Below are 22,462 nucleotides of genomic sequence, written 5' to 3'. Positions count from 1 at the left end.
CGGCCCGCGCGAAGAGATGCAGCGTCGCGGATCGATCAGGCACCGCGAATCGATCCAGCACCGCCAACCGATCCAGCACAAGGAGGTGCCCGGACATGAACACACCCCGCATCCGCGTCGGCATCGACGTGGGCGGAACCTTCACCGACGCCGTGGCCGTGGACGCCACGACCCTCGAACTCCTGGGCCAGGTCAAGGTCCCCACCAGCCACCACCACGAGGACGGCGTCGCGCACGGCATCGTCGAGGCGCTCGACCGGCTCCTGGAACAGACCGGCTGTGCCCCGGCCGACGTCGCCTTCCTGGCGCACGGCACGACCCAGGCCACCAACGCCCTCCTGGAGGGCGACGTGGCGACCGTCGGACTGATCGGCATCGGGACCGGCCCCTCGGCGGTGTTCACCCGCCGCCTCGCCTCGTTCGGCAAGCTCGAACTCGCCGCCGGCAAAAGGCTGCCGCTGGCCTACGCGCATGTGGACGACCCCCACGACACGTCAGCCGTCCGCCGTGCCGTCGAGCAGCTCAAGGACGAAGGCGCTCAAGTCCTCGTCGCCAGCCAGCCGTTCAGCGTCGACCGCCCCGAGGGCGAGCAGGCCGTCCTGGACGCGGCGAGGCCGTACGGACTGCCGATGACCGCCGCGCACGAGATCACCTCGCTGTACGGGCTGCACAAGCGGACCCGCACCGCCGTGGTCAACGCGGCGATCCTGCCCCGCATGCTGGCCACCGCCGACCTCGTCGACGCCTCCATCACGAAGGCGGGCGTGACCGCGCCCCTGATGGTGATGCGCTGCGACGGCGGCGTGATGGCACTCGACGAGATGCGCCGCCGACCGCTCCTGACGGTGCTGTCGGGACCGGCCGCCGGAGTCGCGGGCGCTCTGATGCAGGAGCGGGTCAGCGAGGGCGCGTTCCTGGAGACCGGAGGCACGTCGACGGACATCAGCGTCGTACGCCGCGGCAAGGTCGCCGTCCGGCACGCCACCATCCTCGGCAGGACCTCGTACCTGAACGCGCTCGACGTGCGCACGGTCGGTGTCGGCGGCGGCTCCATGGTGCGGATCGGCAACGGCCGGGTGACCGGCGTGGGACCGCGCAGCGCCCACATCGCGGGACTGCCCTACGCCTGCTTCGCCTCCCTCGACCAGTTGCGCGACGCCGAGGTGGACACCGTCCGGCCCATGGACGGCGATCCCGCCGACTACGTCGTGATCGACGCGGCGGGCGGGCGGTTCGCCATCACCATGACCTGTGCCGCCAACGCCCTCGGCCGCGTCCCCGAGAACGACTTCGCCCACTGCGACCCGGAGACCGCGCGCGCCGCGATCGCCCCGCTGGCCGCCGTCCTCGGCACCGACATCGCGACCGCGGCGACGCGGATCCTCGACGCGGGCATCGCCCAGGTGAAGGCGGTGGTGGACGCCATGGTCCGCGACTACCGCCTCGACAAGGACACCGCTGTCCTCGTCGGCGGAGGCGGCGGTGCCGCGTCCGTCACCCCGCACCTCGCCCACACCAGCGGCATGGAGGGCCGGATCGCCCGCCACAACGAGGTCATCAGCCCCATCGGCGTCGCCCTCGCGCTCGTACGGGAACAGGTCGAGCGGATCGTGCCCGGCGCCTCGCAGGAGCAGATTCTCGCCGTCCGCGCCGAGGCGGAGCGGGCGGTCGTCGCCCAGGGCGCCGCCGCCGAAGGCGTCGAGGTCGAAGTCACCGTCGACCCGCAGACCAACACCGTGCGGGCGGTCGCGACCGGCGCCACCGAACTGCGCACCCAGGACCGGTCCCACCGCGCCGACGACACCGAGCGACTCCGTGCCGCGGCGGCCAGCCTGAAGACCGACCCCGCGGCGGTCCACGTCCTGGCGGGCACCGCCGCCCACACCGTCTACGGCACGCACACGCACCGCCGCCTCCGGCCGACCCGTCGGCCCGTACGGATCGTCGACATGGACGGCGTCGTACGCCACCACGCCGCCGACGCCCGCGTGGAGACCACCACCGTGGCCGGCGCCCCGGAGGTACTCGCCCGGCTGGTGGGCGAGTCCACCTCGTACGGCGACGGCGGGGTACGCGCTCCTGCCCTGCGGCTGCTGCTCGGCTCCCGCATCGCCGACCTGTCCGGAGTCCTCGATCCGCAGCCCCTGCTCGCCCTGGCCCGCAGCGAGTTGCGGACCCGCGCGGCCGACGAGCCGGTGGTCGCGGTCCTGGAGGTGCGGTCATGACCACATCCGAACCGGCCTCAAAAGTCGCGGAGTTGAGGGATCCCGCGTCCGTCGACGACGTCGAGTGGGCCGCCCGGCTGCTGGCCGCCACACCCACCCATGAGGGCCGCGACCCCGAGCTGTTGCGCCAATGGGCCCGCACAGCTGACGAGTTCGGATCCCGGCTCGCGCCCGTCCGGTCCACCGCGCGTGTGATCGAGCGGTACGACGGCCTGGAGCGGATGCTGCTCGCCCGTTACACCTCACGGCCCCCGACGGTCGAGCTCTACACCGACACGCTCGCACTCGCCGAGGAGCTGGTCGACGCCCGCGGCTGGCGTGCCTGGTACCCGCCGGGCTCGGTGCGCGCGGCCGCGCTCGCCCATGAGGCCGTGCACGCCCACCTCCACCACGGCCCGGCGAGGGGCGCGCTCAGGCAGGCACTCGGCCACACCGTGCTGCGTCTCGGACGCCTCCGCGTGGCCGGTCATGTCGCCGGTGCCGAAGAGGTCGCCGCCCACTCCTACGCCAGAACCGTCTGTGGGCTCGGCCGCAGCCCGCTGCTCCTCACCGCCGCGCTGCGCGCGGCGCTCACCCGGCCCGGAAGAGAGAACTGACCCATGGGTGTCGTCATCCTCCTCGTCATGGCCGCCGGTGTCGGCCTGATGCTCACCCGCAGACTGCCCACCGCCTTCGCGCTGGTGCTGCTCGCCGTCGTCATCGCCTTCCTCGCCGGGGCACCGCTCACCGGCAAGAACAGTGTGCTGGACACCGTTCTCCAGGAAGGCGCGCCGACCCTGGCCGCCACCATGATCGCGATCATTCTGGGCTCCTGGCTGGGCAAGCTCCTCGACGAGACCGGTATCGCGGGCACGCTCGTTCGCAAGATCGTCGAGTTCGGCGGAGACCGCCCGACCGTGGTGGCCCTCGGCGTCCTCGCCGTGTCCGCGCTCGTCGGAACCGTGACCGGCTCGGCGCCCGCCGCCATGCTCGCCGGCATCATCGGCATCCCCGCCATGATCGCCGTCGGTGTGCCCAAGGTGACCGCCGCGGGCACGGTGTTGATGGGCATCGCCGTGGGCATCCCCTTCGAGCTGCCGGTGTGGCAGTTCTTCTCCACCGCGCTGGAACTGCCGATCCCGACCGTGCGCGGATTCATGGTGAAGCTCTTCCCGTTCGCCCTGGCCGCCGCCCTCGCCTTCGTCCTCGTCGAGACCCGCCGACGTGGCACCGAGCACGCCTGGTCGCTCAAGTCCGTCGACGCGAGGCCCCGTTCACGCCGCGCGGACCTCGGTGACGCGCCCTGGTACGCGCTGCTCGCCCCCGCCGTCCCGCTCGTTCTCGCCCTGGGCTTCGAACTCGCCATCATCCCCTCGCTGTTGGCGGGCGTCCTGTACGCGCTGGCCACCACGACCCGGCCCGGCGAGATGAACAAGCGGCTGCTGCGCACCCTGTACGGCGGCTTCGAGGTGGCGGCCCCGCCGATCGCCCTGTTCATCGCCATCGGTGTCCTGCTCGCGGCCGTGAAACTGCCCGGCGCCGTGGAGGCACTCGAACCGCTCGTCAAGGCCGTCAGCCCGCAGAACCCCGTGCTGTTCGTCCTCGTCTTCACGCTTCTCGTCCCGCTGTGCCTCTACCGCGGCCCCCTCAACGTGTTCGGGCTCGGCGCGGGCATCGCCGGGGTCCTCATCGCCACCGGCATCTACCCCGCGGCCGCGGTCCTCGGCATGGCCACCTCGTACAACCAGGTCTTCGGTGTCGCCGACCCCACCAGCACCCAGACCGTGTGGAGCGCCCAGTACGCGGGCGTCACTCCCCAACAAGTGATGGTGCGCACGCTGCCGTACGTCTGGGCGGTCGCCCTCGGCGGCCTGTGCGTCACCGCCGCCACCCGTCTCTGAACCGACCTCAGAACCGACCTCAGAACCGACCACTGAATCGACCGCTGAGCCGACCTCTGAGTCGACGGACCCGCCCGGATCTGCGGGCCCGGGGGCCCGCCGGCCTGCGTGAGCCGCCATCCTTCTGTCATCGGAGCCCACCATGCACGAGCACCACCTCGACCGGCGTCTCTTCCTGCGCACCACCGCCGCCACCGGAGCCGCTCTCGCCGTCGGGACGGCCCTGGGCGCGCAGCCCGCGGCCGCGGCGCCCGGCGGATTCCCCGACTACACCTACGTCCGGACGCTTCTGACGGCATCTCAGCTCAAGTACAACCCCACAGGCGAGATCATCTTCCCCTGCATCCGGGGCGTCTACGACAAGCTGGCCTCCCCGCTCGGCCGTTACTACCTGTACTACGCGCCGCACGACGCGCCCGGTGGAATCTGCCTGGCCTACGGCGACTCACTGGCGGGGCCGTTCACGGAGTACCCGGCGAACCCGATCGTCTCCAACAAGTGGTCGGGGCACTACTCCGTCAGCCATGTCTCGTCACCGCATGTGCTGTGGAACCAGGACGCCAAGGAGTTCTGGCTGTACTTCCACGGCGAGAACACCACGACCCGGCTCGCCCGTTCGGCCGACGGGATCCACTTCACGTACGACAAGGTCGTGCTGTCGACGTCCATGCTCCCGGCGGGCACCACGGAGACGTCGTACGCCCGGGTCTTCCGCCACGACCTGCCCTCGCGGGGCGCCCGCTACGTGATGCTGTTCATGCTGAACAACACCACCAACCACCGTGACATCCACTGGGGTTGGTCCGCGGACGGGCGCAACTGGACCTACGACCAGCAGCCGTTGATCCGGCACGGCGACGTCGGCGCGGTCAACGTCGGCGGTCCGCACCTGCTCCACCGGAACAACAGCACGTACGTCGTCTACAACAAGGACAAGTCCAGCGGCGGCGACATCATGATCACCGAGGTCGGCGACGACTTCGGCAAGCGCTCCCACCTCGGCGTCTTCTACAACTCGCGCAGCGCGGCTCCGGAGAACGGGCGTGCCGCGGCACCTTCCTTCGGAACCGATGGCAGCGTCCCCTACATGATCTACGAGGCGGGGGAGAGGCTCGCGGGGGCCATCGCGGTGGCCCGGGGCTGATCCGACGGCCCGACTCCCCGGTGACGACCGTGACGGCCGTGGCGCACGGCGGCGCGTCGAGGGCTTCAGCGCCGGGGCCGTTGTTCCACACGTGGGCCAGGCGGTGCCGGTGGAGATCGGCACCGGTCCTGTACGCGGTGGCGTAGGGGCCGCGTACAGGACGTGAGCCCGATCGAGACTCGACAGCGGTCATTCGTTTTGCGTCATGGTTCTGTACGCCTCGTGGCGTACGTCGGCGTTCTCGTGTCCGCGCAGCAGGCGCAGCAGCGACCGCCACTCCTCGGGCCAGTCGAGCGGGCCGCCCGTTCCCTTCGCGAGGCCGACCGCCAGCAGGCCCGTCGCGGTGCCGCCGTCGCGGGCGAACCGGTCGGCCGCGGTCAGCAGGGCCTCGGCGCGCTGCGGAACCGCGCGATACGCCGAGGACGACCGCAACCGGTCGGACGTGTGGACCGCGACGGTCGTCCCGGCGCCCTCGAGCGCGTCCGCGAGGTCTTGCAGTCGTTCGAGCAGCGCGGACGGCTCCACCGTACGATCGACCAACTGGCCCAGCAGGTGGGCACGTTCGGCGGCCAGTAGAGGTTCCGACACCAGCTGTTCCGCGACCGCTTCGAGCAGCTCGGGTCGCACTCCGTCGACGTAGCCGAACGACGTCAGGTTCCGGAGCCGCTGCAGCGCCGGCAGGTCCCGGCCCTCCAACGCGTCACAGCCGCCCTCATCGGTGTGCATCGCGGCCAGCAATTCGGCCACCGCGCCGTGGAACATGCTGCCCGGCGCGGCCCCGCCCACGGGGTGCGGCAGCTCGGACACGGCCAGATCGCGCGTCACCCACCCCGCGAACTGCCAGTGCGTACGCTCGCCGAGGTCGCAGACGGTACGAGTGATACGGACGGCCAGTTCGGTCGAGTAGCGGCACCACACCCCCATGGCGCGCAGCACGGCATAGCCGCCCCCGAAACCCTCCGTGAGCGCGAGGGATGTGTCGTACGCCGCGACGACCACCGCGGCGTAGGCGCGGCGGTGCGTCTCGGCCAACTCCCAGGGGGTGACGGCCAGGAGGGCTTCGTGCACGGGCCGGGTGTCGTCGCGCGCGACGTCGTCGAGCAGGTGCCAGGCCTCCGGCTCGCCGAGCAGCGGCGGCAGTGCGCGGACGACGGCGGCCCGCACGTCGGGGTGGCGATCGGGAGCCTGGAAGGTGCTCGCCAGCAGGGACACCGCCCGCCGGGGCGGCAGGAAGCACGCGGCGAGCCGTACGGCCTCCTTGCGGGAGGTCACCTTCGCGGGCCGCTCCCCGGAGAGCAACGCGCCCAGGGCGACGGCGAGTTCGGAGGGAGCGGTGAAGCGGGCGGCCCGGGACGCCGCGTACACGGCCACCCGGGCCCGGTCGCTGCCCGCCTGTTCCAGGAGCGCCGGCAGGGTGTCGTGGGGCCGGTCGGTCCAGGGCAGGGCACCGAGCGCGGCCTCGGCGACGACGACCTCCGGGTCGTCCTTGTGCGCGAGTGCCAGCGCCCGCCCGAACTCGGGCACCGGGGCAGCGGCCCGGATGAGGGCGGCCCGCTCGTCGAGCGGAAGAGAATCGTCCGCGACCGCTTCTCCGGCCAGCAGCACCGCCGTCCGCTGCTGGCGGGGCAGCCAGCGGTCGCTGTCGCCGAGGTCCGGCAGCGGGCGCCGGGCCCCGTCCACCAGGAAGCGGCCGTAGGGCGCAGACGGGTCGAGCAGGGAGTCCAGCAGATCCGTGCGCCGCCGGCTCAGTACCCGCCGTACGGGCGGGAGGACGACCGACGACGGTTCGAGCGCGACGATCCTGGCGACCCGTTCGCCGCGGGTCGCCGGCGCGGCCAGCCACAGTTCGGCCGCCACCCGGAAGGTGTCGTCGTCGCCGCGTTCCAGGGCCGTGACCAGCCTCTCCTGGAGCTCGGGCAGTCGCCTGGCGCGTGGTCCCAGTGCGGCGGCCAGGCCCAGCAGCAGCCGGAAGTCGGCCCGTGCGGCCCCGGCGTCGAGCCAGGGGCGCAGGGCCTCGAACACCTGGTGCTCCTGGCCCCGCCGCAGGACGCGGTGCAGCGGGCCGAAGTCGGGTACGCCGACCCGGCTCGTGATGCGCTCCAGGGTGCGCAGCGCCCAGTGCCGCAGATCCGACCCCTCGTCCGTGGCGTGCTCGACGAGCAGACGTACGGCGAGGGTGCGCAGTGCCGTCAGGGTCCCGGCGGAACTGTCCCGTGCCTCGAGTACGCCGGCGGCGATCACGTCCAGCAGGGGGACGTCGTCGGCGTCGAGGAGCCGCGGGTGCGTCTCGGCGAGCGCGCCGAGCGCCGCGGCGCGTACCGGGTCCCGCTCGTTGCGCAGACGGCGGCCCGCCGTGGTCAGCAGCTCGGTGATCGCCTCCCGGCTGCCGTCCCGGGCGGCGCAGGCCACGAACAGCGGCCAGGCGGCGGCCCGGTCGTCGGCGTCGGACCGTCCGATCGCCGCGAGCAGCGCGGGACGTGCCTCGTCGATCGAGCCGTGGGCGAGGATGTCCAGGTCGTCCCACCAGTAGTCGGTGCCGTCGAACTCGGCCGCCGCACGCCGGACTTCCGCCCAACGGCGCTCGCGCGGCAGCAGGCCGAGGACGCTCAGCGCCGGGTCTCCCTGCGTCCCTGCGACGGCGACCGCGTCCACGAACGCGGGGCGCAGGCCGGGCGCGATGGCCTTCACCAGTGCCGTGAAGTGGGCACCGCGGTTCAGCCAGTGACGGCCCAGGGCGGTCAGCGACGCGGGTTCGGCCCGCACGAGCCTGTGCAGCACTCCGGGCGGCGGTATCGGCTCATGGCGCTGTTCCGAGCGGTCGGGGGAGGTGATCCAGCGGATCACGCGTTCGGGGTCGGCGGTGACGAGGGGGCCGAGTCCGTTGTTCAGCGCGGGCGGCAGACTGCCGGGACCGTGCCGTTCCAGCAGGCCCATCACCCGCTCGGGGCGCAGCGGCGCGAGCGCCGCGACCGTGGTGGCGTGCAGACGCCACCAATCGTCCCGCTGCTGGCCGCCCGCCCGGTCGGCCAGGGTCTGCTCGGCGTGGTCCAGCACGGGGTCGGGATGCCGGACCGCGAGCCGCGTCCAGCCGTCGACGGCGTGTGCCAGCCCCGGCAACTCCCGCGCCACGAAAGAGGGAGAGCAGGCCGGCAGCAGCCGCGCGGCCTCGACGTCGCCCCATTCCGCGCGCAGCCGCGCCACCAGCCGTTCGGCGAGCGTGGTGCGGCCTCCCGCGGCGAGCAGCCGGGCCAGCCGCTGCCGCAGCACGGCCGGCGCGTCGTCGTACGCCGCCTCCACCGCCCGGTCCGGTACGGGCAGGTCACGTGCGGCGCGCCGCGCATACCCGGCGACGACCGGGTCCGGGTCGGCCAGCCGCTCCGCGAGGAACCCCGCGTCCCGTCCGACGAGCGCCGCCAACGCCGCGAGCCGCCGCTCGTAGGGCCCGCGCCCGTCCAGCTCGGTCAGCAGCGGGGCGAGCGTCCCGTCGTCCGCGAGCCTGCGTGCGGTCCGCGCCGTCAGGGCCAGGCGTGCGGGGAACGGCAGCGGTGCGAGGGCGGAGAGCAGTTGCTCCGCGTTGATCGGCATCCGCCGATTGTGCCCGGCGATATGTGTTCATGCGATCGAATAAGGCGGCCGACCTGCGACGGCCGTGGCCGGCCGGCCTTCGCGGCGTCGTCACCGGATGAGACTGGGCCGCCCTTCGTGCGGGGCGGCGGTCGGTCTCGCGTCATTCCCGCTCCGGGGAGGATCCGTGGGGAGACGGACCCTGGTGCTCCTGAGCCGCGATGTGCCGGCAGCGCACGGCGAGGGCCGCGATGTCGTCGTCGAGCCTTCCGCCGGCGTAGCGGAGCAAGTCCTTGTGCAGCTCGGTCAGCAGCTCATGGGGCGAGGCCGCGCGATGCCGGCTCATCCAGTCCGGCAGCGGGAAGAACGTACCGCTGCGGTCGCGGGTTTCCGTCACGCCGTCGGTGTAGAGCAGCATCTGATCGCCGGGGACGAAGGCGACGGTGTCCACGTGGTAGTGGTCTCCGAGGAGCGCCGCGAGATTGAGGGGTGTGGAGGGGCGGGTGGGCTCGAGCACGTGGATTTCGCCGTGCTGCACGAACACCGGTGGGGGATGCCCGCAGTTGAGCACCTTGACGTGCCCGCTGCCGTAGGGGATCTCGGTGATCAGGGCGGTGGCGAAGTGCTCCTGCTGATCGTCGGCGGGGATCGCGGCGCTGTAGCGGGTCATGGTGATCTGCAGGCGACGGACCAGTCCCTTCAGGTCGGGCTGGTCGTACGCGTTCTCCCGGAAACAGTTGATCACTGCCGCGGCCGCCCCCACCGCCGACAGGCCCTTGCCGCGTACGTCGCCGATGAGCAGGCGGACGCCGTACGGCGTGTCGGCCACCTCGTAGAAGTCGCCACCGATCCGGGCCTGCTCCTGGGCCGCCCGGTACAGCGACTCGATCTCGATGCCCTGGATGAGGGGCGGCAGGGGGCGCAGCAGCACCTTCTGGGCCGCGTCGGCGACGAGCCGGACCTGGAAGAGCGTCTCCTCGCGCTGGAGCCGGAGGTGGCTCGCATAGGCGGCCGCCAAGGTGACCGCGGCGATCGCGGCAACCGTGTACGGCGTTCCGAGATCGGAGTGGACGAAGCTGATGCCGATCATGATCAGGAGGCAGAACGCCCCCAGCAGGATGGTCGGGAGCACGGGCCACAGCGCGGCTGCGAGGGCGGGTGCCGCGGGCAGGAGGCGGCTGAAGGCGATCTCTCTCGGAGTGGAGAAGGCCAGGGCGGCGATGACGACGGTGACGAGCACCGGTGACAGCATTACGGCCCGCCGCTGGCCGCCGTAGGGACGGTGGCGGCGCCTGAGCTGCACTGGCCTGATCACAATTCCGATCTTATCGGGACGATATGGGCGACAACTGGATCCGCCACTCTGTGATCACCCTTGGTTGGGCCCGGCCGCACCATGATCACGTTGCCGGGGCGGGACACCGGCACGTGGTTCGTCGCCGTGCGGGCGGCCATGACGCCTTCCGGTGGCCGCCCGCACGACGACGTGCTCAGGGCTTGGCGGTGTACACGACACCGGCCAGGCTCTGGGCCGCGGAGCCCCACACCTGGTCGTACAGGGAGGAGTCGAGGCCGAGTGTGTGGAGGAGCCAGGCGGTCGTGACGCCGTAGGTCAGTTTGAGCTGGGCGGCCCGGGTGACGGTTCCGCTGTCGCAGCCGATGCCCGAGCTGTCCTCGAAGCCGCAGTGGAACCCACCGGTGATGACACGTAGTTGGGTGGCGGCCGGCTTGGCGTCGTACATCCTCTGCTGGTTGCCGGCGACACCGGCGATGCTGTCGGCGCTACCGCCGACGTACTGGACGGGCATGCCCAGCACGCTGGAGGCGCCGACGGCGGAGGGGTTGGTCTCCGCCGCCGCGAGAGTGGAGACGGACCTCACGGCCGGGTTCCGGCTCGCGGCGACCAGTGCCGCGCCCCCGCCCATCGAGTGCCCCGAGACGGCGAGTCTGCTGGTGCTGACCGCGCCGGCGAACCGTGAGCCGGTGGTGCTGTTCTGGGTGGTGAGCCAGGTGAGTGCCGCGTTCAGGTCGTCGGCGAACGCCGAATGGCTGGGGAACAGGCCGCCCTGGGATTTGGGTGCGACGGTGATGATTCCCCAGGAGGCGTAGTGCTTGAGCAGGCTCTCGTACTGGGTGATCGCCTGGAAGAAGCCGTGCCCGAAGGCGAGGCCGGGGTGGGCTCCGGAGGCGACCGGCGCGTTCGCCCCGGCCGTCGTGCCGGGGTACCAGACACGTGCGCTGTACGAGCGGCCCGAGGCCGAGACCGTGAGATCGGTGTAGGCGACGGGGAACGACCCCGTGGTGGAGGGGTCAGCCGCGCGCACCGAGGCCGCCGCGTCCGACGCCTGCGCGGCCGGTGCGAGGGTGAAGGCGGCTGCTGCGGTCAGCAGCAGCGCGGTCATGGACCGCAGGAGTATACGGAACACGAGATCACCTTTTCTGTGGGGAGGAAACAGTGATGTCCGGTGGTACGTCTCCGTGCTGTCCGGGCGTTCTCCGGCCATGGGTCGGAGATCCTCGCCGCCGCGGGCACGCCCGTGAAGCCCGAGCGGTGGATCGGGAGGAGTTCACCCAGCTGAACGGGGCCGAGCTCTGGAGCCGGTGACCGCGGCGGAACTCGACCGCCGCCACCGTTCGCGGGAACGCTCAGCCGCCGAAGCGCAGGGTGAAGTCGCGCAGCGCGAGGCTGACCATGGGTGCACGGCGGCCGAGCGCGCCGAGTCGGCTGTCGGCCGGTGCCGTCCACTCGGCACGCGCCAGGCGCAGGGCGGCGCTGCTGCGGACCCGGCTGGTCTTGATCCGGCCCTCCAGCGTCTGCGCCAGCCTGAAGGCCAGCGGCCAGCGGCCGGGCAGACCTCCCCGCTCGGTGTACCGGCCGGCCGCGAGCGTGCCCCGGCCGGTCTTGGCGGCGCACGACATGCCGTCCGTCCGCTGGACCTCGAAGATCGCCATCTCCTTGGGGATGCCCCACAGCGCGCGACCGCCGGCCAGGGAGGTCTCGCTGTCGACCCAGATGTCGGTGATGCACACGCGGGGCCGCGCTCCGTCCCGCACCAGGACCGCCCGTAGCAGTTCGTTGTAGCGCAGGACGCTGTCGTTCTCGTAGACGACCCAGGCCGCGCCGACCAGGCCGCGGCCGCCGACGGTGAGGTGGCGGGTGCCGGGCGTGACGGGGGGAAGTTCCGCGCGCGGCACCCGCCAGAGAGACAGGTACATCTGACCTGCCAGGTGCCAGGGCTCATCCGGGTAGTCAGTCATTCCGCGTCCGTTCCGTGGGGAGGGTGGAGGCGCCAGGCACCTGGGGCGGTGGCCGGGACGGCCGGCCGGCGCGGTGGGACGGGTGTGACCAGACGGTACGGGAGGCCGGGCCCCGGGCGGGGGTCGGACTCTGACTTGTTGGGCCACAGGGCGGTCGCCCGCTCGGCGAAGGCGGTGATGGTCAGCGAAGGGTTGACGCCGAGGTTGGCGGAGATCGTGGAGCCGTCGATGACATGCAGTCCTGGATAGCCGTGGAGACGGTGATAGGGGTCGATGACGCCGGTGCCGGCGCTGTCGCCGACGGTGCATCCGCCGATCAGGTGACCGGTGGTGGGGATGTCGAAGAGGTCTGCCCAGGTGCCGCAGGCCTGACCGCCGATCCGGTCGGCGGCCGTGCGTGCGGCTCGGTGTCCCGCGGGGATCCAGGTCGGGTTGGGTGCGCCCTCGCCGGGCCGGCTGCTGAGGCGGCGCCGGCCGGTTCGGGTGCGCCGCAGGTAGGTGGTCACCGAGTTGTCGACCGACTGCATGACCAGCAGGACCACGGACTGCTGGGACCAGCGGCGAGGGTTGTGGAGGGCGGGGAGACGGCGGGCGTTGCGTGCCATGACGGCGAGTCCCACGAGGAGGCGGGACCGCCCCGGCACCGGGTCGACGAGCATCGCGCCGAGCAGCCCGAGCAGGTTGCTGCCGCGGCCGTAGCGGACCGGCTCCACATGGGTGGTGTCGTCCAGCCGGACGGAGGAGGTGATGGCCACGCCCTGGGAGTAGTCCGCGTCGCGTGCTCGGGCGCGGACTCCGAGGATGGCCTCCGAGTTGGTCCGGGTCAGCCGTCCGAGCCGGGGGGAGATGTCGGCGAGTGAGCCGTCGTCCTTGAGGGTGTGCAGCAGACGCTGGGTGCCCAGCGCGCCGGCCGCGAAGATCACGTGGCGTGCCGTGAGCGTCTGCCGCCGCCTGCGCGGGACAGCCCCGGTGCGGACCGAGGTGACGGCCCAGCCGTCACCGGCGCGAGTGACACCCGTGACGGTGCGGCGCTCCATGATTCGCGCGCCGGCCCGTTCGGCCAGGCCGAGATAGTTCTTGGGCAGGGTGTTCTTCGCGTTGTGCCGACAACCGGTCATGCAGGCACCGCAGTTGACGCAGGTGTTGCGCGCGGGTCCGGCGCCGCCGAAGTACGGGTCGGGCACCGCCGCGCCGGGGGTGGCATCGGTCGGACCGAAGTGGACTGCGACCGGAGTGGGGCGAAAGGTGTCGTCGCAGCCGAGTTCGCGTGCGGTGTCCTTCAGCAGCAGGTCGGCTTCGGTGAACACCGGGTTGGGTGTGACGCCGAGCATGCGACGGGCCTGTGCGAAGAAGGGGGCCAGTTCACGGCGCCAGTCGGTGAGGGACGCCCAGTGCGAGCCCTCGTAGAAGGCGGCCGGTGGTTCGTAGAGCGTGTTGGCATAGCCGAGGGATCCGCCGCCGACACCGGCGCCGCTCAGCACGAGGATGTCGCCGAGCAGGGACGTACGCAGGATGCCCGTGCAGCCGAGGCGGGGCGCGAACAGGTAGTTCCGCACGTGCCAGGACGTCCGCGGGAAGTCGGTGTCGGCGAAGCGCCGGCCGGCTTCCAGGACGCCGACCCGGTAGTTCTTCTCGGTGAGGCGCAGCGCGCTGACGCTGCCGCCGAACCCCGACCCGACGACGAGGACGTCGTAGTCGAAGGCGTTCACGCGTCGTCTCGCACTCTGAAGTCGGCCAGCAGCGGGGTGACGAGACGTTCGAGGTTCTCGCGCCGCACCTGGGGGTGGACCGCGGTGAGCGGAAGGGGGCTGTCGAGTCCGGGGACGTGCGGGAGCAGCGCGAGGTGGGGAAGGAGCACGAGCAGGAGCGACAGCAGCGCGTCCAGGTCGGCGTCCTTGCGCAGGCTGCCGGCGGCGACGGCCCGTTCCAGGAGGGGGCGGAGACCGGCCAGGTATATGGCGTTCACGGGCACCCGGACCGCGTCCCGTACAGCGGGGTTCATCTCCATGTTGGTGGCCGCGGTCACCCCGCGCTCGAGCGGCTGCCCGGCGAAGTAGTCGAGCCAGGCCTCCAGCGCGTCGACGAGATGGGCCGAGAAGTCCGTGGTCCCGTCGTAGCCGTCGAGCCACGGCCGCATGTGCGCGTAGATCCGGAGCGAGGTCTGTTCGGCGACGTAGGTGAAGAGATCGAGCTTGCCCGAGAAGTACTGGAAGAGCGATCCCTTGGCGACCCCGGCCTCGCGGGCGATGACGTTCAGGCTGCCCGTGGAGTAGCCGTGGGTGCCGAACTCGTCCATGGCCGCGACCAGTACACGCTCGCGGCGGGCCGGCGAGAGCCGGGTCCAGGTGGGCGTGGGCATGGGCACTCCTCCGTGTGACCGGGCGGTCATGTGACCGCCCGGTCATGGTGGAGGCCCCGGTCACCGGATGTCAACGAGTCTGACAGGCAAGGCTGTTGAGGGGTCTCGCGCACCCATTGACAGGGAGTGCCGGGCCGTCCAGCCTGTGGTCGGCCAGTGATATGACCGGCTGGTCACAAGGAGGTCGGCATGCAGAAGGTGTGTGTGATCGGGGCCGGTTCGTCCGGGATCACCGCCTGCCAGGTTCTCGCCGAACGGAGCATCGCCTACGACTGTTTCGAGCTGGGATCCGACGTGGGCGGCAACTGGCGCTACCTGAACGACAACGGGCGGTCGTCGGCGTATCGCTCGCTCCACATCAACACGTCCCGCCAGATCATGGAATACGCCAGTTTTCCCATGTCGGACGAGTATCCGGTCTATCCGGGCCACGCCCACATAGCGCGCTACTTCGACGCGTTCGTGGACCACTTCGGGCTGCGCCCGTCGATCAGGTTCCGCACCGAGGTGGTCGAGGTCGCCCCGGCCGGGGACAAGTGGGCGGTGACCTCACGCCCCCGCGGCACGAACGACCACCAGACCGCTGCGTACGATGCCGTACTCGTCGCCAACGGCCATCACTGGAAGCCGCGTTGGCCGCGACCCGGCATCGTGGGGGCCACCGATTTCGAAGGCACCCAGATCCACTCGCACGACTACCGCGTACCCGAGCCGTTCGCCGACCGGCGGGTCCTCGTACTGGGTATCGGCAACTCGGCCTGCGACATCGCCGTGGAGACCTCGCGTGTCTCCCGGCGGACGTTCCTCGCCATGCGCCGGGGCGCGCACATTCTGCCCAAGCACCTGTTCGGCACGCCCACCGACCATCTGACCCACTCATGGCTGGCCAAGGCGCCCCTCGCCGTTCAGGACCGCGGGCTGCAGCTCCTGCTGCGACTGAGTCGTGGCCGACTGGCGGACTACGGGCTGCCCACCCCCGCCCACCGCGTTCTGGCCGCCCATCCGACGATCTCCGACGACCTGCTGTCCCGGCTCAGCCACGGCGACATCACCGTGAAACCCGCGCCGCGAAAGGCCGACGCCGACCATGTGTTCTTCGACGACGGAAGCGTCGAGGAGATCGACACGATCATCTACTGCACGGGCTACGACATCGCGTTCCCCTTCCTCGAGGACGAGCTGATCGAGTCCGGGGACAACGATCCGGGCCTCTACCACCGGGTTGCCGCGCCTGATCGACCCGGGCTGTACTTCATCGGTCTGGTCCAGCCGCTCGGTGCGATCATGCCGCTCGCGGAGGCCCAGTCGCACTGGGTCGCCGACCTCCTGGAGGGCCGGTGCGCGCTGCCCGGACGGGAGGAGATGCTCGACGAGATCCGCACGTACCGCGCCCGGACGGCCCGGCGTTACGTCGCCTCGACCCGGCACACCATCCAGGTGGACGCGCAGGCGTATCTGAGGGAACTGGCCAAGGAGCGCAGGCGCAGGGCGGTGCCGCGGTAGCGGAACGGCCCAGCGGTGGCGAGGCCCGCCATGCTGGGCGAACACGGCACCGACGTTCGTGTGTCGTGGAGCGGGAAGAGACACGTCACGCTGGAAGAGACGTCACGCCGGACGCCAGGTCTACAGGAGGTACACGGTCCCGTGCAGACATTCAGCCGACTCCGGCTCGGGTCGGTCCCCAGGTGGCTGCGTGACCACGATCCCGAGCTGGCGGCCACCCGGCGGGCCGGGCGGACAGCCATCGTGATGCCTGCCCTGTTCGCCCTGTGCAGCCAGGTCATCGGCTCGCCCACGATGGCCACCTTCGCCGCGTTCGGGTCGTTCTCGATGCTGCTGTTCGTGGACTTCACCGGGCCGATGGTGCAGCGGCTGCGGGCACACCTCGGTCTGGCGGTGGCCTGGGCCGCCCTCATCTGCCTGGGGACGGCCGTGGCCGACGAGACCTGGCTCGCCGTCGCCGTCATGGTCGCCATCGGCTTCCTGGTGCTGTTCTCCGGCGTGGTCAGCTCCGTCCTCGCGGGCGCCTCCACCGCGCTGCTGCTGGCCTTCATCCTCCCGGTGACCTCACCCGCCCCGTTCTCCGAGCTGCCCGACCGGCTCGCGGGTGCGGGCCTCGCGGCGGCCGCCTCGATGCTCGCGATCGCCTTGTTGTGGCCCCGCCCCGCCGCGGACCCGCTCAGCGCGCCCGCCGCCCAGGTCTGCCGTGCCGCTGCCGAGCAACTGCGCACCGACGCGTCCCTCCTGGCAGGCGGTCCGGGCGCGCCGAGCACCGGACAGTGCCGTGCCACGGCCGACGAGGCCTGCGCCGCGGCAGCCGACCTGCGCACCGTGTTCGACGCCACCCCGTACCGCCCCACCGGCCTGTCCACGAGCTCGCGCGCCACCGTCCGGCTCGTCGACGAGCTGACCTGGCTCAGCGGCATCCTGGCCGACAGCGCACCGTCTCTTGACGGCCACCCGGAATGCGACGCCGACGCCCGGTTCGTGCGGCGCGCCGCCGCGGCCCTGCTCGACGAGGTGGCGGCCCTGCTCGATGCCCCCGACGGTTCCCCGGACGGGCTGCACTCCGCCTCGGAGAAGCTGCGGACCGCCATGGCCGCCATGGAGCGCAACGCCACCGCCCGGCTGCCTGTGCACCGGGGCGGAGCCGGCACGCCGTCGCGGGCCCACCCGGTCATCGGTGCCCTGGACCTGTCGTTCCGGGCGCAGGAGCTGGGGTTCGCGACCCTTCAGATCGCCGACAACGTGGACCTGGCCGCGGCGGCCGAACGCCGGAGCTGGCTCGAACGTCTGCTCGGAGGCGAGCCCGGTGCGGGCGCCGCGCCGTTGGCTGCGGCGCGTGAGCGGGCAGCCGCGCACCTTCAACCGCAGTCCGTGTGGCTGCACAACAGCCTGCGCGGAGCGGTCGGTCTCGGGATCGCGGTCGCCCTCGCGAACGTGACGGGCGTCCAGCACTCGTTCTGGGTGCTCCTGGGAACCTTGTCGGTGCTGCGCTCCAACGCCCTCAACACCGGGCAGAACGCGGTGCGCGCCCTGGGCGGCACCGTCGCGGGTTCGATCATCGGCACCGTGCTCCTGCAACTCATCGGCGACCACGGCACGGTTCTCTGGTTCCTGCTGCCCCTCGCGGTGCTCCTCGCCGGCATCGCCCCCGCCGCCATCTCCTTCGCCGCGGGTCAGGCGTCCTTCACCATCACGCTGGTCATCCTGTTCAACATCGGCCAGGACCCCGACTGGCACATCGTGCTCCTGCGGATCCAGGACATCGCGATCGGCTGTGCGGTGAGCCTGCTGGTGGGGCTCTTCTTCTGGCCGCGTGGCGCGACGGCGGCGGTCGACCGCGCGCTGGCCGAGGCCTACCGGGAGAGTGCCGGGTACCTGGCGGGCGCGGTGGAGTACGCCGTCGGTCGCTGCGGCGCCGAGCCCGTCTCCGCCGATGCCGCTCTGCAGGAACGCCTCGAAGCCGCGGCAGCCGCGCGAAGGCTCGACGACGCCTTCCGCAGCTACCTGGCCGAACGCGGCCCGAAACCGGTGCCTCTGGCGGAGATGACCACTCTGGTCACCGGCATCGTGGGGTTGCGCCTGGCGGCGGACGCGGTGCTCGGACTGTGGCAGCGTGCCGGCGTGCCGCGGCCCGCACCGGACCGGACCGGTGCCCGCCTCGTCCTCCTGGGCGCCGTGGGCCGTGTCTCCGGCTGGTACCGGGACCTGGCCGCCGTCCTGGGCCAGGACACCCCCGTCCGGGATCCGCTGCCGCGCAATCCCGTGGCCGAGGCGGAGTTGGTCGAATCCCTCCGCCGCGAACTGAGCGACGAGCACGGGCAGGCCACGGACACCGCCGTCCGCATGATCTGGACCGCCGACCACCTGGACGCCGCCCGCCGCCTCCAGCCGGGCCTGGCGGCCGCCGCGGGGACGGGCAAGCCGTCCTGACCTGTCACCAGGTCGTCGCCACCGAACGCAGCGCGGTCCACGTTTCGCCGTCGCGGGCGTAGTCCATGGTGAATCGCAGCGGCCAGTCGGCGTGGGTGCCGTAGACCGTCGCCTCGGTGACGACGCGGCCGACGAGGCGGGCCGTGTCGCCCTCCACGTCGACGGTGACGCTCTTCTCGATCACGCCGTGGTAGACGAACCGCCCGGCCCGCATCTGGGACAGCCACTCGGCCTTGGGCTGTTGATACCCGGTGATGTGGGTGAGGGTGAAGCCGTCGTCGAGCAGGTCGTCCAGGGCGTCGGTGTCGCCGTCGGTCATCGCCCGGAGATGGGCGCGGTAGGCGGCGAGGACCTCTTCGCGGGCGTTCGCGTCGGGGGATGCGGGCATGGTGGCTCCTGTCCTGGTGGGGGTCATTCGGCGGCTTGGCGTCGGGACAGCCGTACCTCTTCGATGTCGAGCCGGCGCTGGACGTGGCGCAGCACGGTGTCGTCGATCTCGTGCTCGTCGCGCAGGCGGACCAACGTGGCGCGTTTGTGGGCGAGGAGGGCCAGCCGCAGCGCGGTGTAGTGGTGGTGGTGGCGCAGGACGGCCACCTGGTCGGGGGCATCGGTCTCGCCGCCGTCGGCACGCACGACGAGCAGGTGGGTCTCGTACTCCTGGCGCATCCGTTCGGCGACGTCCGGGTCCGTGTCCAGGTCCGCGACGAGCGTGGGGAGGGCCTTGAGGGCCTCCACGGTCGCGGTCGTCTCGGCGAGGAGGCGCTCCTCCTCCACCGACGTGTCGTGGGGCAGCCGGGCCCAGCGCACCACCGCCGGCAGCAGCAGCCCCTGCACGACCAGGGTGGTGACGATGACACCCGAGGTGACGAAGACGATCGTGTCGCGGTCGGGGAAGGGCGCGCCGGAGTCGAGCGTCGTCGGCACCGACAGGGCCACGGCCAGCGACACCGCGCCCCGGAAGCCGGCGATCGACGTGACCACCCGGGCGCGGTAGTTCATCCGGCGCAGGCGCTGCTGCGGACGGCGGTCCAGCAGCCGGATCAGATACGGGACCGTGAAGTTGAAGGCGAAGCGCGCGGCGACGACCACGGCGGAGACGGCCGCGACGGCGATGAGGGCGTTGGTGAGGTCGCTGCCGTGCAGTTCGCGCACGGCGGCCTGGGCCTGCAGGCCGACGAGGACGAACAGGGCGCCGTTGAGCACGAACGTCGCCAGCGACCAGGCCTCCTCCGCCTGGCGGCGCATCGCGGCCGCGGCCATGCGCGGTCCGGCCTGGCTCATGATCAGCCCGGCGACGACGGCCGCGAGGACGCCGGAGGCGTGGATCAGTTCGGCGAGGAGATAGGCGGTGAACGGGGTGAGGATCATGGCCACGTTGCCCAGCAGCGGGTCGTCGAAGACCCGCCGCGCCCTGATCACCAGCCATGCGGTCGACGCTCCGGCAGCGGCCCCGCCGACATAGGAGACGGCGAACAGCGCGGTGACGTGCGGGACGGTGAAGTGCTCCTCGCCGACCGTGATGCCGACGGCCAGCCCGAAGAGCACCAGCGCGGTGCCGTCGTTGATGAGGCTCTCGGCGCGCAGCAGGGTGACGTTGCGGCGGGGGAGTGCCTTGGCGAGGACGCCGACGGCGGTCGCGTCGGTGGGGGCCACGGCCGCGCCCAGCACCCAGGCCGGTCCCCAGGCAAGGCCCAGCTCGTGTGCGACGGCCGCCACGGCTCCGGCGGTGCCGATGACCAGCACGGTGCTCATCAGGATGATGCCGCGCAGATCCCGCCGGATCTCCCGCAGGGAGGTGGTCAGGCTCTCCCAGTACAGCAGCACCGGCAGGAAGATGAGCAGTACCGCCTCCGGCGGCAGCTCCACCTCGCGCAGCGCGGGCACGAAGCCGAGCAGTGCGCCGAGGACCAGCAGCACGACGGGCGGGGCGATCCGGTAGCGGTCACCGACGGCGTTGCCCAGGAGCACCGCCACGCCGAGGACCACGACGAGTTCGAGGCCGATCACGGTGTGGCTCCCGGCGCGGTCAGAAGTCGGACGGCGAGCAGCGCGATCTCGTGCAGACCGGGAGCGCGGCGATCGACCGCGGCCGGGGCGAGGGGCCCGCCGCGCGATGTGCCGGCGTGGGCGTTGACAGTGAACATCGTCCTTCTCCCGCGGCGGTCAGCGCGGCAGGAGCCGCAAGGTGGTCGAACCCGCGGTGGAGCTCGTGATGCGCTGGATGGTGTTGGTGGAGTAGCGGCCGTACTTGGCGCGGTAGGCGGCATCCACGGCGTCGTCGATCCCGCCGTCGGCGTCGATGAACGTGACGTCCTTGTCGACCCCACCGGCCCGGATACGGCCTTCCCGGCGGGCCCGGGTACCGCGGTACCAGTCGGAGCCGGGTCCGTTCACGGAACGGACGTAGATGCCGTCGCCGACCCGGACCACCCAGATCGTTCGCCGGCTGCCCAGCTCGCCGCCGCGTCGCAGGGACGCGATCTCCAGTTCCTCCGCGCGTTCGATGCGGTCGAGCTCCTGGCTCGTCCAGGCCGGTGTCGCCGGTGTCGCCGACGACGAGGTCATGAGGTCTTCTCCTTGACGAGTACGGATGCCACCGCGGTCAGGATCACGAGCAGCGCGGCGGTCAGGAGGCTGGTGCGCAGCCCGTGCAGGAAGTGCTGGTGGCGGGAGACCAGGGCGCCGAAGACGGCCACGGACAGGGCGCCACCGAGCTGGCGGGAGGCGTTCAGCACGCCGCTCGCGGTGCCGGCGCGCTGTGCCGGGACCCGGTCGAGAAGCAGGGAAGTCACCGCCGGCACGGCGAGGCCACCGCCGGTTCCGACCGGGATCATCAGCAGGACCGGCAGCCAGGCGGGCGCCGACGCCGGCGGAACGCAGAGCGCCACCAGGCCGGCGGCCATCAGGAGCTGGCCGGTGACGATCGGCATCCGCGGGCCGAACCTCGCGGCGAGCCGGGCGGCGGTCGGGCTGACGACCGCGGTCAGCAGCGTCATCGGCAGGAACGCCAGCCCGGTGGCCATCGGCGACAGGCCCTGTTCCTGCTGGAGGTACAGGCCGAGCAGGAAGATCATCCCGTAGAAGCCGACGTTGAGGGCGAAGCCGATGGTCGCCGAGAGCGCCATCGTCCGGGCGCGCAGAAGCTCCAGCGGCACCATCGGGTTGCGGCCGCGGGCCTGGGCCGCCAGGAAGACCACCGCCGCGACCACGGCCACCGCCAGGGCGAGCAGCACACGCGGCGCGCCCACGCCGACGGCGCCCGCCTCGATGGCCGCGTACGTCAGGCCGCCCATCGCCGCCACCGCCGCGATCTGCCCGGTCCAGTCGAACGGGGCGTCGCCCCGGCGGGGCGAGCGGGCGGTCCTGGCGAGCAGGACCAGCGCCAGCACACCCACCGGCAGATTCACGAAGAAGATCATCCGCCAGCTGAGTTCACTCAGCACACCGCCCAGGACCGGCCCGGCAGCGGCGCCGACCGAGCCGCCCATCGCCCACACCGAGATCGCCCGGGCACGCCGGGCCGGGTCGGGGAACGCCTCGCGGATCAGGGCCAGCGAGGCCGGCACGATCACCGCGGCGCCCGCGCCCTGCACCAGCCGCGCCACGACCAGCACACCCAGGTTCGGTGCGAAGCCGCAGGCCGCCGAGGCGACGGTGAACACCACGAGCCCCGCCCCGAACGCCTGCCGCGCGCCGATCCGGTCGGTCACGGACCCCGCGGACAGCAGCAGCGCGGCGAACATCAGCGTGTAGCCGTCCACCACCCACTGCAGCCCCGTCATGCCGCCGCCGAAGCCGCGCCCGATCTCGGGCAGCGCGACGTTGACGATCAGGGCGTCGAGCGTCATCACGAAGAAGCCGAGCAGCGCGGCCGCCAGCGCCCAACGGGCACCGTTCGAGGTGCCGGGCCGCCCGGCGGCGGTATCGGCCGACGACGACGGCCTGTCCGATGCGACAGAACTGGACACAGGTGGATCTCCTGATGAGGAAACGGGTTCTCGTACGGAATGCGTGCTTCAACCGCCATCCAGCCTGCGCGGCGGACGCGCCGCGTGGCAGGCCGGGCTGTGCCGGGGAGCGCTGTTCGGGGGTGTGC

General features: G+C 72.0%; 17 protein-coding genes. 6 read left to right on the top strand and 11 right to left on the bottom strand.

From position 1 onward, the window contains the following. Positions 1 to 95 precede the first annotated feature (95 nt). The 4 genes from OG933_RS02965 to OG933_RS02950 all read left to right on the top strand — a co-directional run bounded on the left by OG933_RS02965 (position 96) and on the right by OG933_RS02950 (position 5,249). Positions 96 to 2,225, top strand: a complete 2,130-nt coding sequence (locus OG933_RS02965) for a hydantoinase/oxoprolinase family protein (RefSeq protein ID WP_405625155.1) — start codon at positions 96 to 98, stop codon at positions 2,223 to 2,225. Then, entirely contained in the window at positions 2,222 to 2,821 is a 600-nt protein-coding gene (locus OG933_RS02960) for a hypothetical protein (protein ID WP_405625154.1), read from the top strand. Before OG933_RS02965 ends, OG933_RS02960 begins: the two co-directional genes overlap by 4 nt. A 3-nt stretch (positions 2,822 to 2,824) precedes the next feature. Next, positions 2,825 to 4,105, top strand: a complete 1,281-nt coding sequence (locus OG933_RS02955; protein ID WP_405625151.1) for a TRAP transporter large permease subunit — start codon at positions 2,825 to 2,827, stop codon at positions 4,103 to 4,105. A 142-nt stretch (positions 4,106 to 4,247) separates the two neighbouring features. Then, positions 4,248 to 5,249 (top strand): hypothetical protein, encoded by a 1,002-nt coding sequence (locus OG933_RS02950; RefSeq protein WP_362532557.1) that lies wholly within the window; start codon positions 4,248 to 4,250, stop codon positions 5,247 to 5,249. A gap of 189 nt (positions 5,250 to 5,438) precedes the next feature. Here the strand turns inward: OG933_RS02950 and OG933_RS02945 are convergent, their stop codons facing one another. The 6 genes from OG933_RS02945 to OG933_RS02920 form a co-directional block, all read right to left on the bottom strand. Next, entirely contained in the window at positions 5,439 to 8,834 is a 3,396-nt protein-coding gene (locus OG933_RS02945) for a hypothetical protein (protein ID WP_405625150.1), read from the bottom strand. 142 nt (positions 8,835 to 8,976) lie between these two features. Further along, on the bottom strand, positions 8,977 to 10,065 hold the full coding sequence (locus tag OG933_RS02940; protein WP_362532680.1) for a PP2C family protein-serine/threonine phosphatase: 1,089 nt from the start codon (positions 10,063 to 10,065) through the stop codon (positions 8,977 to 8,979). A gap of 238 nt (positions 10,066 to 10,303) precedes the next feature. Next, positions 10,304 to 11,239, bottom strand: coding sequence for an alpha/beta hydrolase family protein (locus OG933_RS02935; protein ID WP_405625148.1), 936 nt, complete (start codon positions 11,237 to 11,239; stop codon positions 10,304 to 10,306). Between the two features lie 220 nt (positions 11,240 to 11,459). Then, positions 11,460 to 12,071, bottom strand: a complete 612-nt coding sequence (locus tag OG933_RS02930) for an acetoacetate decarboxylase family protein (RefSeq protein WP_405625147.1) — start codon at positions 12,069 to 12,071, stop codon at positions 11,460 to 11,462. Beyond that, the gene (locus OG933_RS02925) at positions 12,068 to 13,780 is read right to left on the bottom strand and encodes an FAD-dependent oxidoreductase (RefSeq protein WP_405625146.1); all 1,713 of its coding nucleotides are present in this window, start codon (positions 13,778 to 13,780) and stop codon (positions 12,068 to 12,070) included. Before OG933_RS02925 ends, OG933_RS02930 begins: the two co-directional genes overlap by 4 nt. Next, positions 13,777 to 14,430 (bottom strand): TetR/AcrR family transcriptional regulator, encoded by a 654-nt coding sequence (locus OG933_RS02920; RefSeq protein ID WP_405625145.1) that lies wholly within the window; start codon positions 14,428 to 14,430, stop codon positions 13,777 to 13,779. The genes OG933_RS02925 and OG933_RS02920 overlap by 4 nt, the downstream gene beginning before the upstream one ends. Before the next feature lie 189 nt (positions 14,431 to 14,619). Between OG933_RS02920 and OG933_RS02915 the strand changes: the two genes are divergently transcribed. Together OG933_RS02915 and OG933_RS02910 are read left to right on the top strand one after the other, a co-directional pair. Continuing rightward, positions 14,620 to 15,933, top strand: coding sequence for an NAD(P)-binding domain-containing protein (locus OG933_RS02915; protein WP_405625144.1), 1,314 nt, complete (start codon positions 14,620 to 14,622; stop codon positions 15,931 to 15,933). 141 nt (positions 15,934 to 16,074) lie between these two features. Then, positions 16,075 to 18,366 carry an FUSC family protein gene (locus tag OG933_RS02910; protein WP_405625143.1) on the top strand — a complete coding sequence of 764 codons (2,292 nt, stop codon included), beginning with the start codon at positions 16,075 to 16,077 and terminating at the stop codon, positions 18,364 to 18,366. 4 nt (positions 18,367 to 18,370) lie between these two features. On the opposite strand, the gene OG933_RS02905 is transcribed toward OG933_RS02910, so the two are convergent. Genes OG933_RS02905 through OG933_RS02885 form a run of 5 tightly spaced genes read right to left on the bottom strand, consistent with a single transcriptional unit; the run spans position 18,371 to position 22,334 of the window. Beyond that, on the bottom strand, positions 18,371 to 18,754 hold the full coding sequence (locus tag OG933_RS02905) for a nuclear transport factor 2 family protein (RefSeq protein WP_362532580.1): 384 nt from the start codon (positions 18,752 to 18,754) through the stop codon (positions 18,371 to 18,373). Between the two features lie 23 nt (positions 18,755 to 18,777). Further along, a complete protein-coding gene (locus tag OG933_RS02900; RefSeq protein ID WP_405625140.1) occupies positions 18,778 to 20,373 on the bottom strand; it encodes a Na+/H+ antiporter in 1,596 nt (531 codons plus the stop codon). Beyond that, positions 20,370 to 20,510, bottom strand: coding sequence for a hypothetical protein (locus tag OG933_RS02895; protein ID WP_405625139.1), 141 nt, complete (start codon positions 20,508 to 20,510; stop codon positions 20,370 to 20,372). Before OG933_RS02895 ends, OG933_RS02900 begins: the two co-directional genes overlap by 4 nt. Before the next feature lie 19 nt (positions 20,511 to 20,529). Continuing rightward, on the bottom strand, positions 20,530 to 20,931 hold the full coding sequence (locus tag OG933_RS02890) for a DUF2255 family protein (RefSeq protein WP_405625137.1): 402 nt from the start codon (positions 20,929 to 20,931) through the stop codon (positions 20,530 to 20,532). Continuing rightward, positions 20,928 to 22,334: an MFS transporter gene (locus tag OG933_RS02885; RefSeq protein WP_405625136.1), complete on the bottom strand. Its 1,407-nt coding sequence runs from the start codon at positions 22,332 to 22,334 to the stop codon at positions 20,928 to 20,930. Before OG933_RS02885 ends, OG933_RS02890 begins: the two co-directional genes overlap by 4 nt. Between the last annotated feature and the right edge of the window lie 128 nt (positions 22,335 to 22,462).

The sequence above is a fragment of the Streptomyces sp. NBC_00016 genome (genome assembly GCF_045040885.1).
Lineage (GTDB): Bacteria > Actinomycetota > Actinomycetes > Streptomycetales > Streptomycetaceae > Streptomyces > Streptomyces coriariae.
Note: the sequence above shows the minus strand (reverse complement) of the source record. Positions and strands in the feature narration are given on the sequence as shown.

Excerpts from the sequence above, each read along its gene's own strand:
- OG933_RS02955 (WP_405625151.1), top strand. The coding sequence starts at position 2,825 with ATGGGTGTCGTCATCCTCCTCGTCATGGCCGCCGGTGTCGGCCTGATG.
- OG933_RS02965 (WP_405625155.1), top strand. The coding sequence starts at position 96 with ATGAACACACCCCGCATCCGCGTCGGCATCGACGTGGGCGGAACCTTC.
- OG933_RS02890 (WP_405625137.1), bottom strand. The coding sequence starts at position 20,931 with ATGACCTCGTCGTCGGCGACACCGGCGACACCGGCCTGGACGAGCCAG.
- OG933_RS02895 (WP_405625139.1), bottom strand. The coding sequence starts at position 20,510 with ATGTTCACTGTCAACGCCCACGCCGGCACATCGCGCGGCGGGCCCCTC.
- OG933_RS02930 (WP_405625147.1), bottom strand. The coding sequence starts at position 12,071 with ATGACTGACTACCCGGATGAGCCCTGGCACCTGGCAGGTCAGATGTAC.
- OG933_RS02950 (WP_362532557.1), top strand. The coding sequence starts at position 4,248 with ATGCACGAGCACCACCTCGACCGGCGTCTCTTCCTGCGCACCACCGCC.
- OG933_RS02915 (WP_405625144.1), top strand. The coding sequence starts at position 14,620 with ATGCAGAAGGTGTGTGTGATCGGGGCCGGTTCGTCCGGGATCACCGCC.
- OG933_RS02960 (WP_405625154.1), top strand. The coding sequence starts at position 2,222 with ATGACCACATCCGAACCGGCCTCAAAAGTCGCGGAGTTGAGGGATCCC.
- OG933_RS02905 (WP_362532580.1), bottom strand. The coding sequence starts at position 18,754 with ATGCCCGCATCCCCCGACGCGAACGCCCGCGAAGAGGTCCTCGCCGCC.
- OG933_RS02920 (WP_405625145.1), bottom strand. The coding sequence starts at position 14,430 with ATGCCCACGCCCACCTGGACCCGGCTCTCGCCGGCCCGCCGCGAGCGT.
- OG933_RS02940 (WP_362532680.1), bottom strand. The coding sequence starts at position 10,065 with ATGCTGTCACCGGTGCTCGTCACCGTCGTCATCGCCGCCCTGGCCTTC.
- OG933_RS02945 (WP_405625150.1), bottom strand. The coding sequence starts at position 8,834 with ATGCCGATCAACGCGGAGCAACTGCTCTCCGCCCTCGCACCGCTGCCG.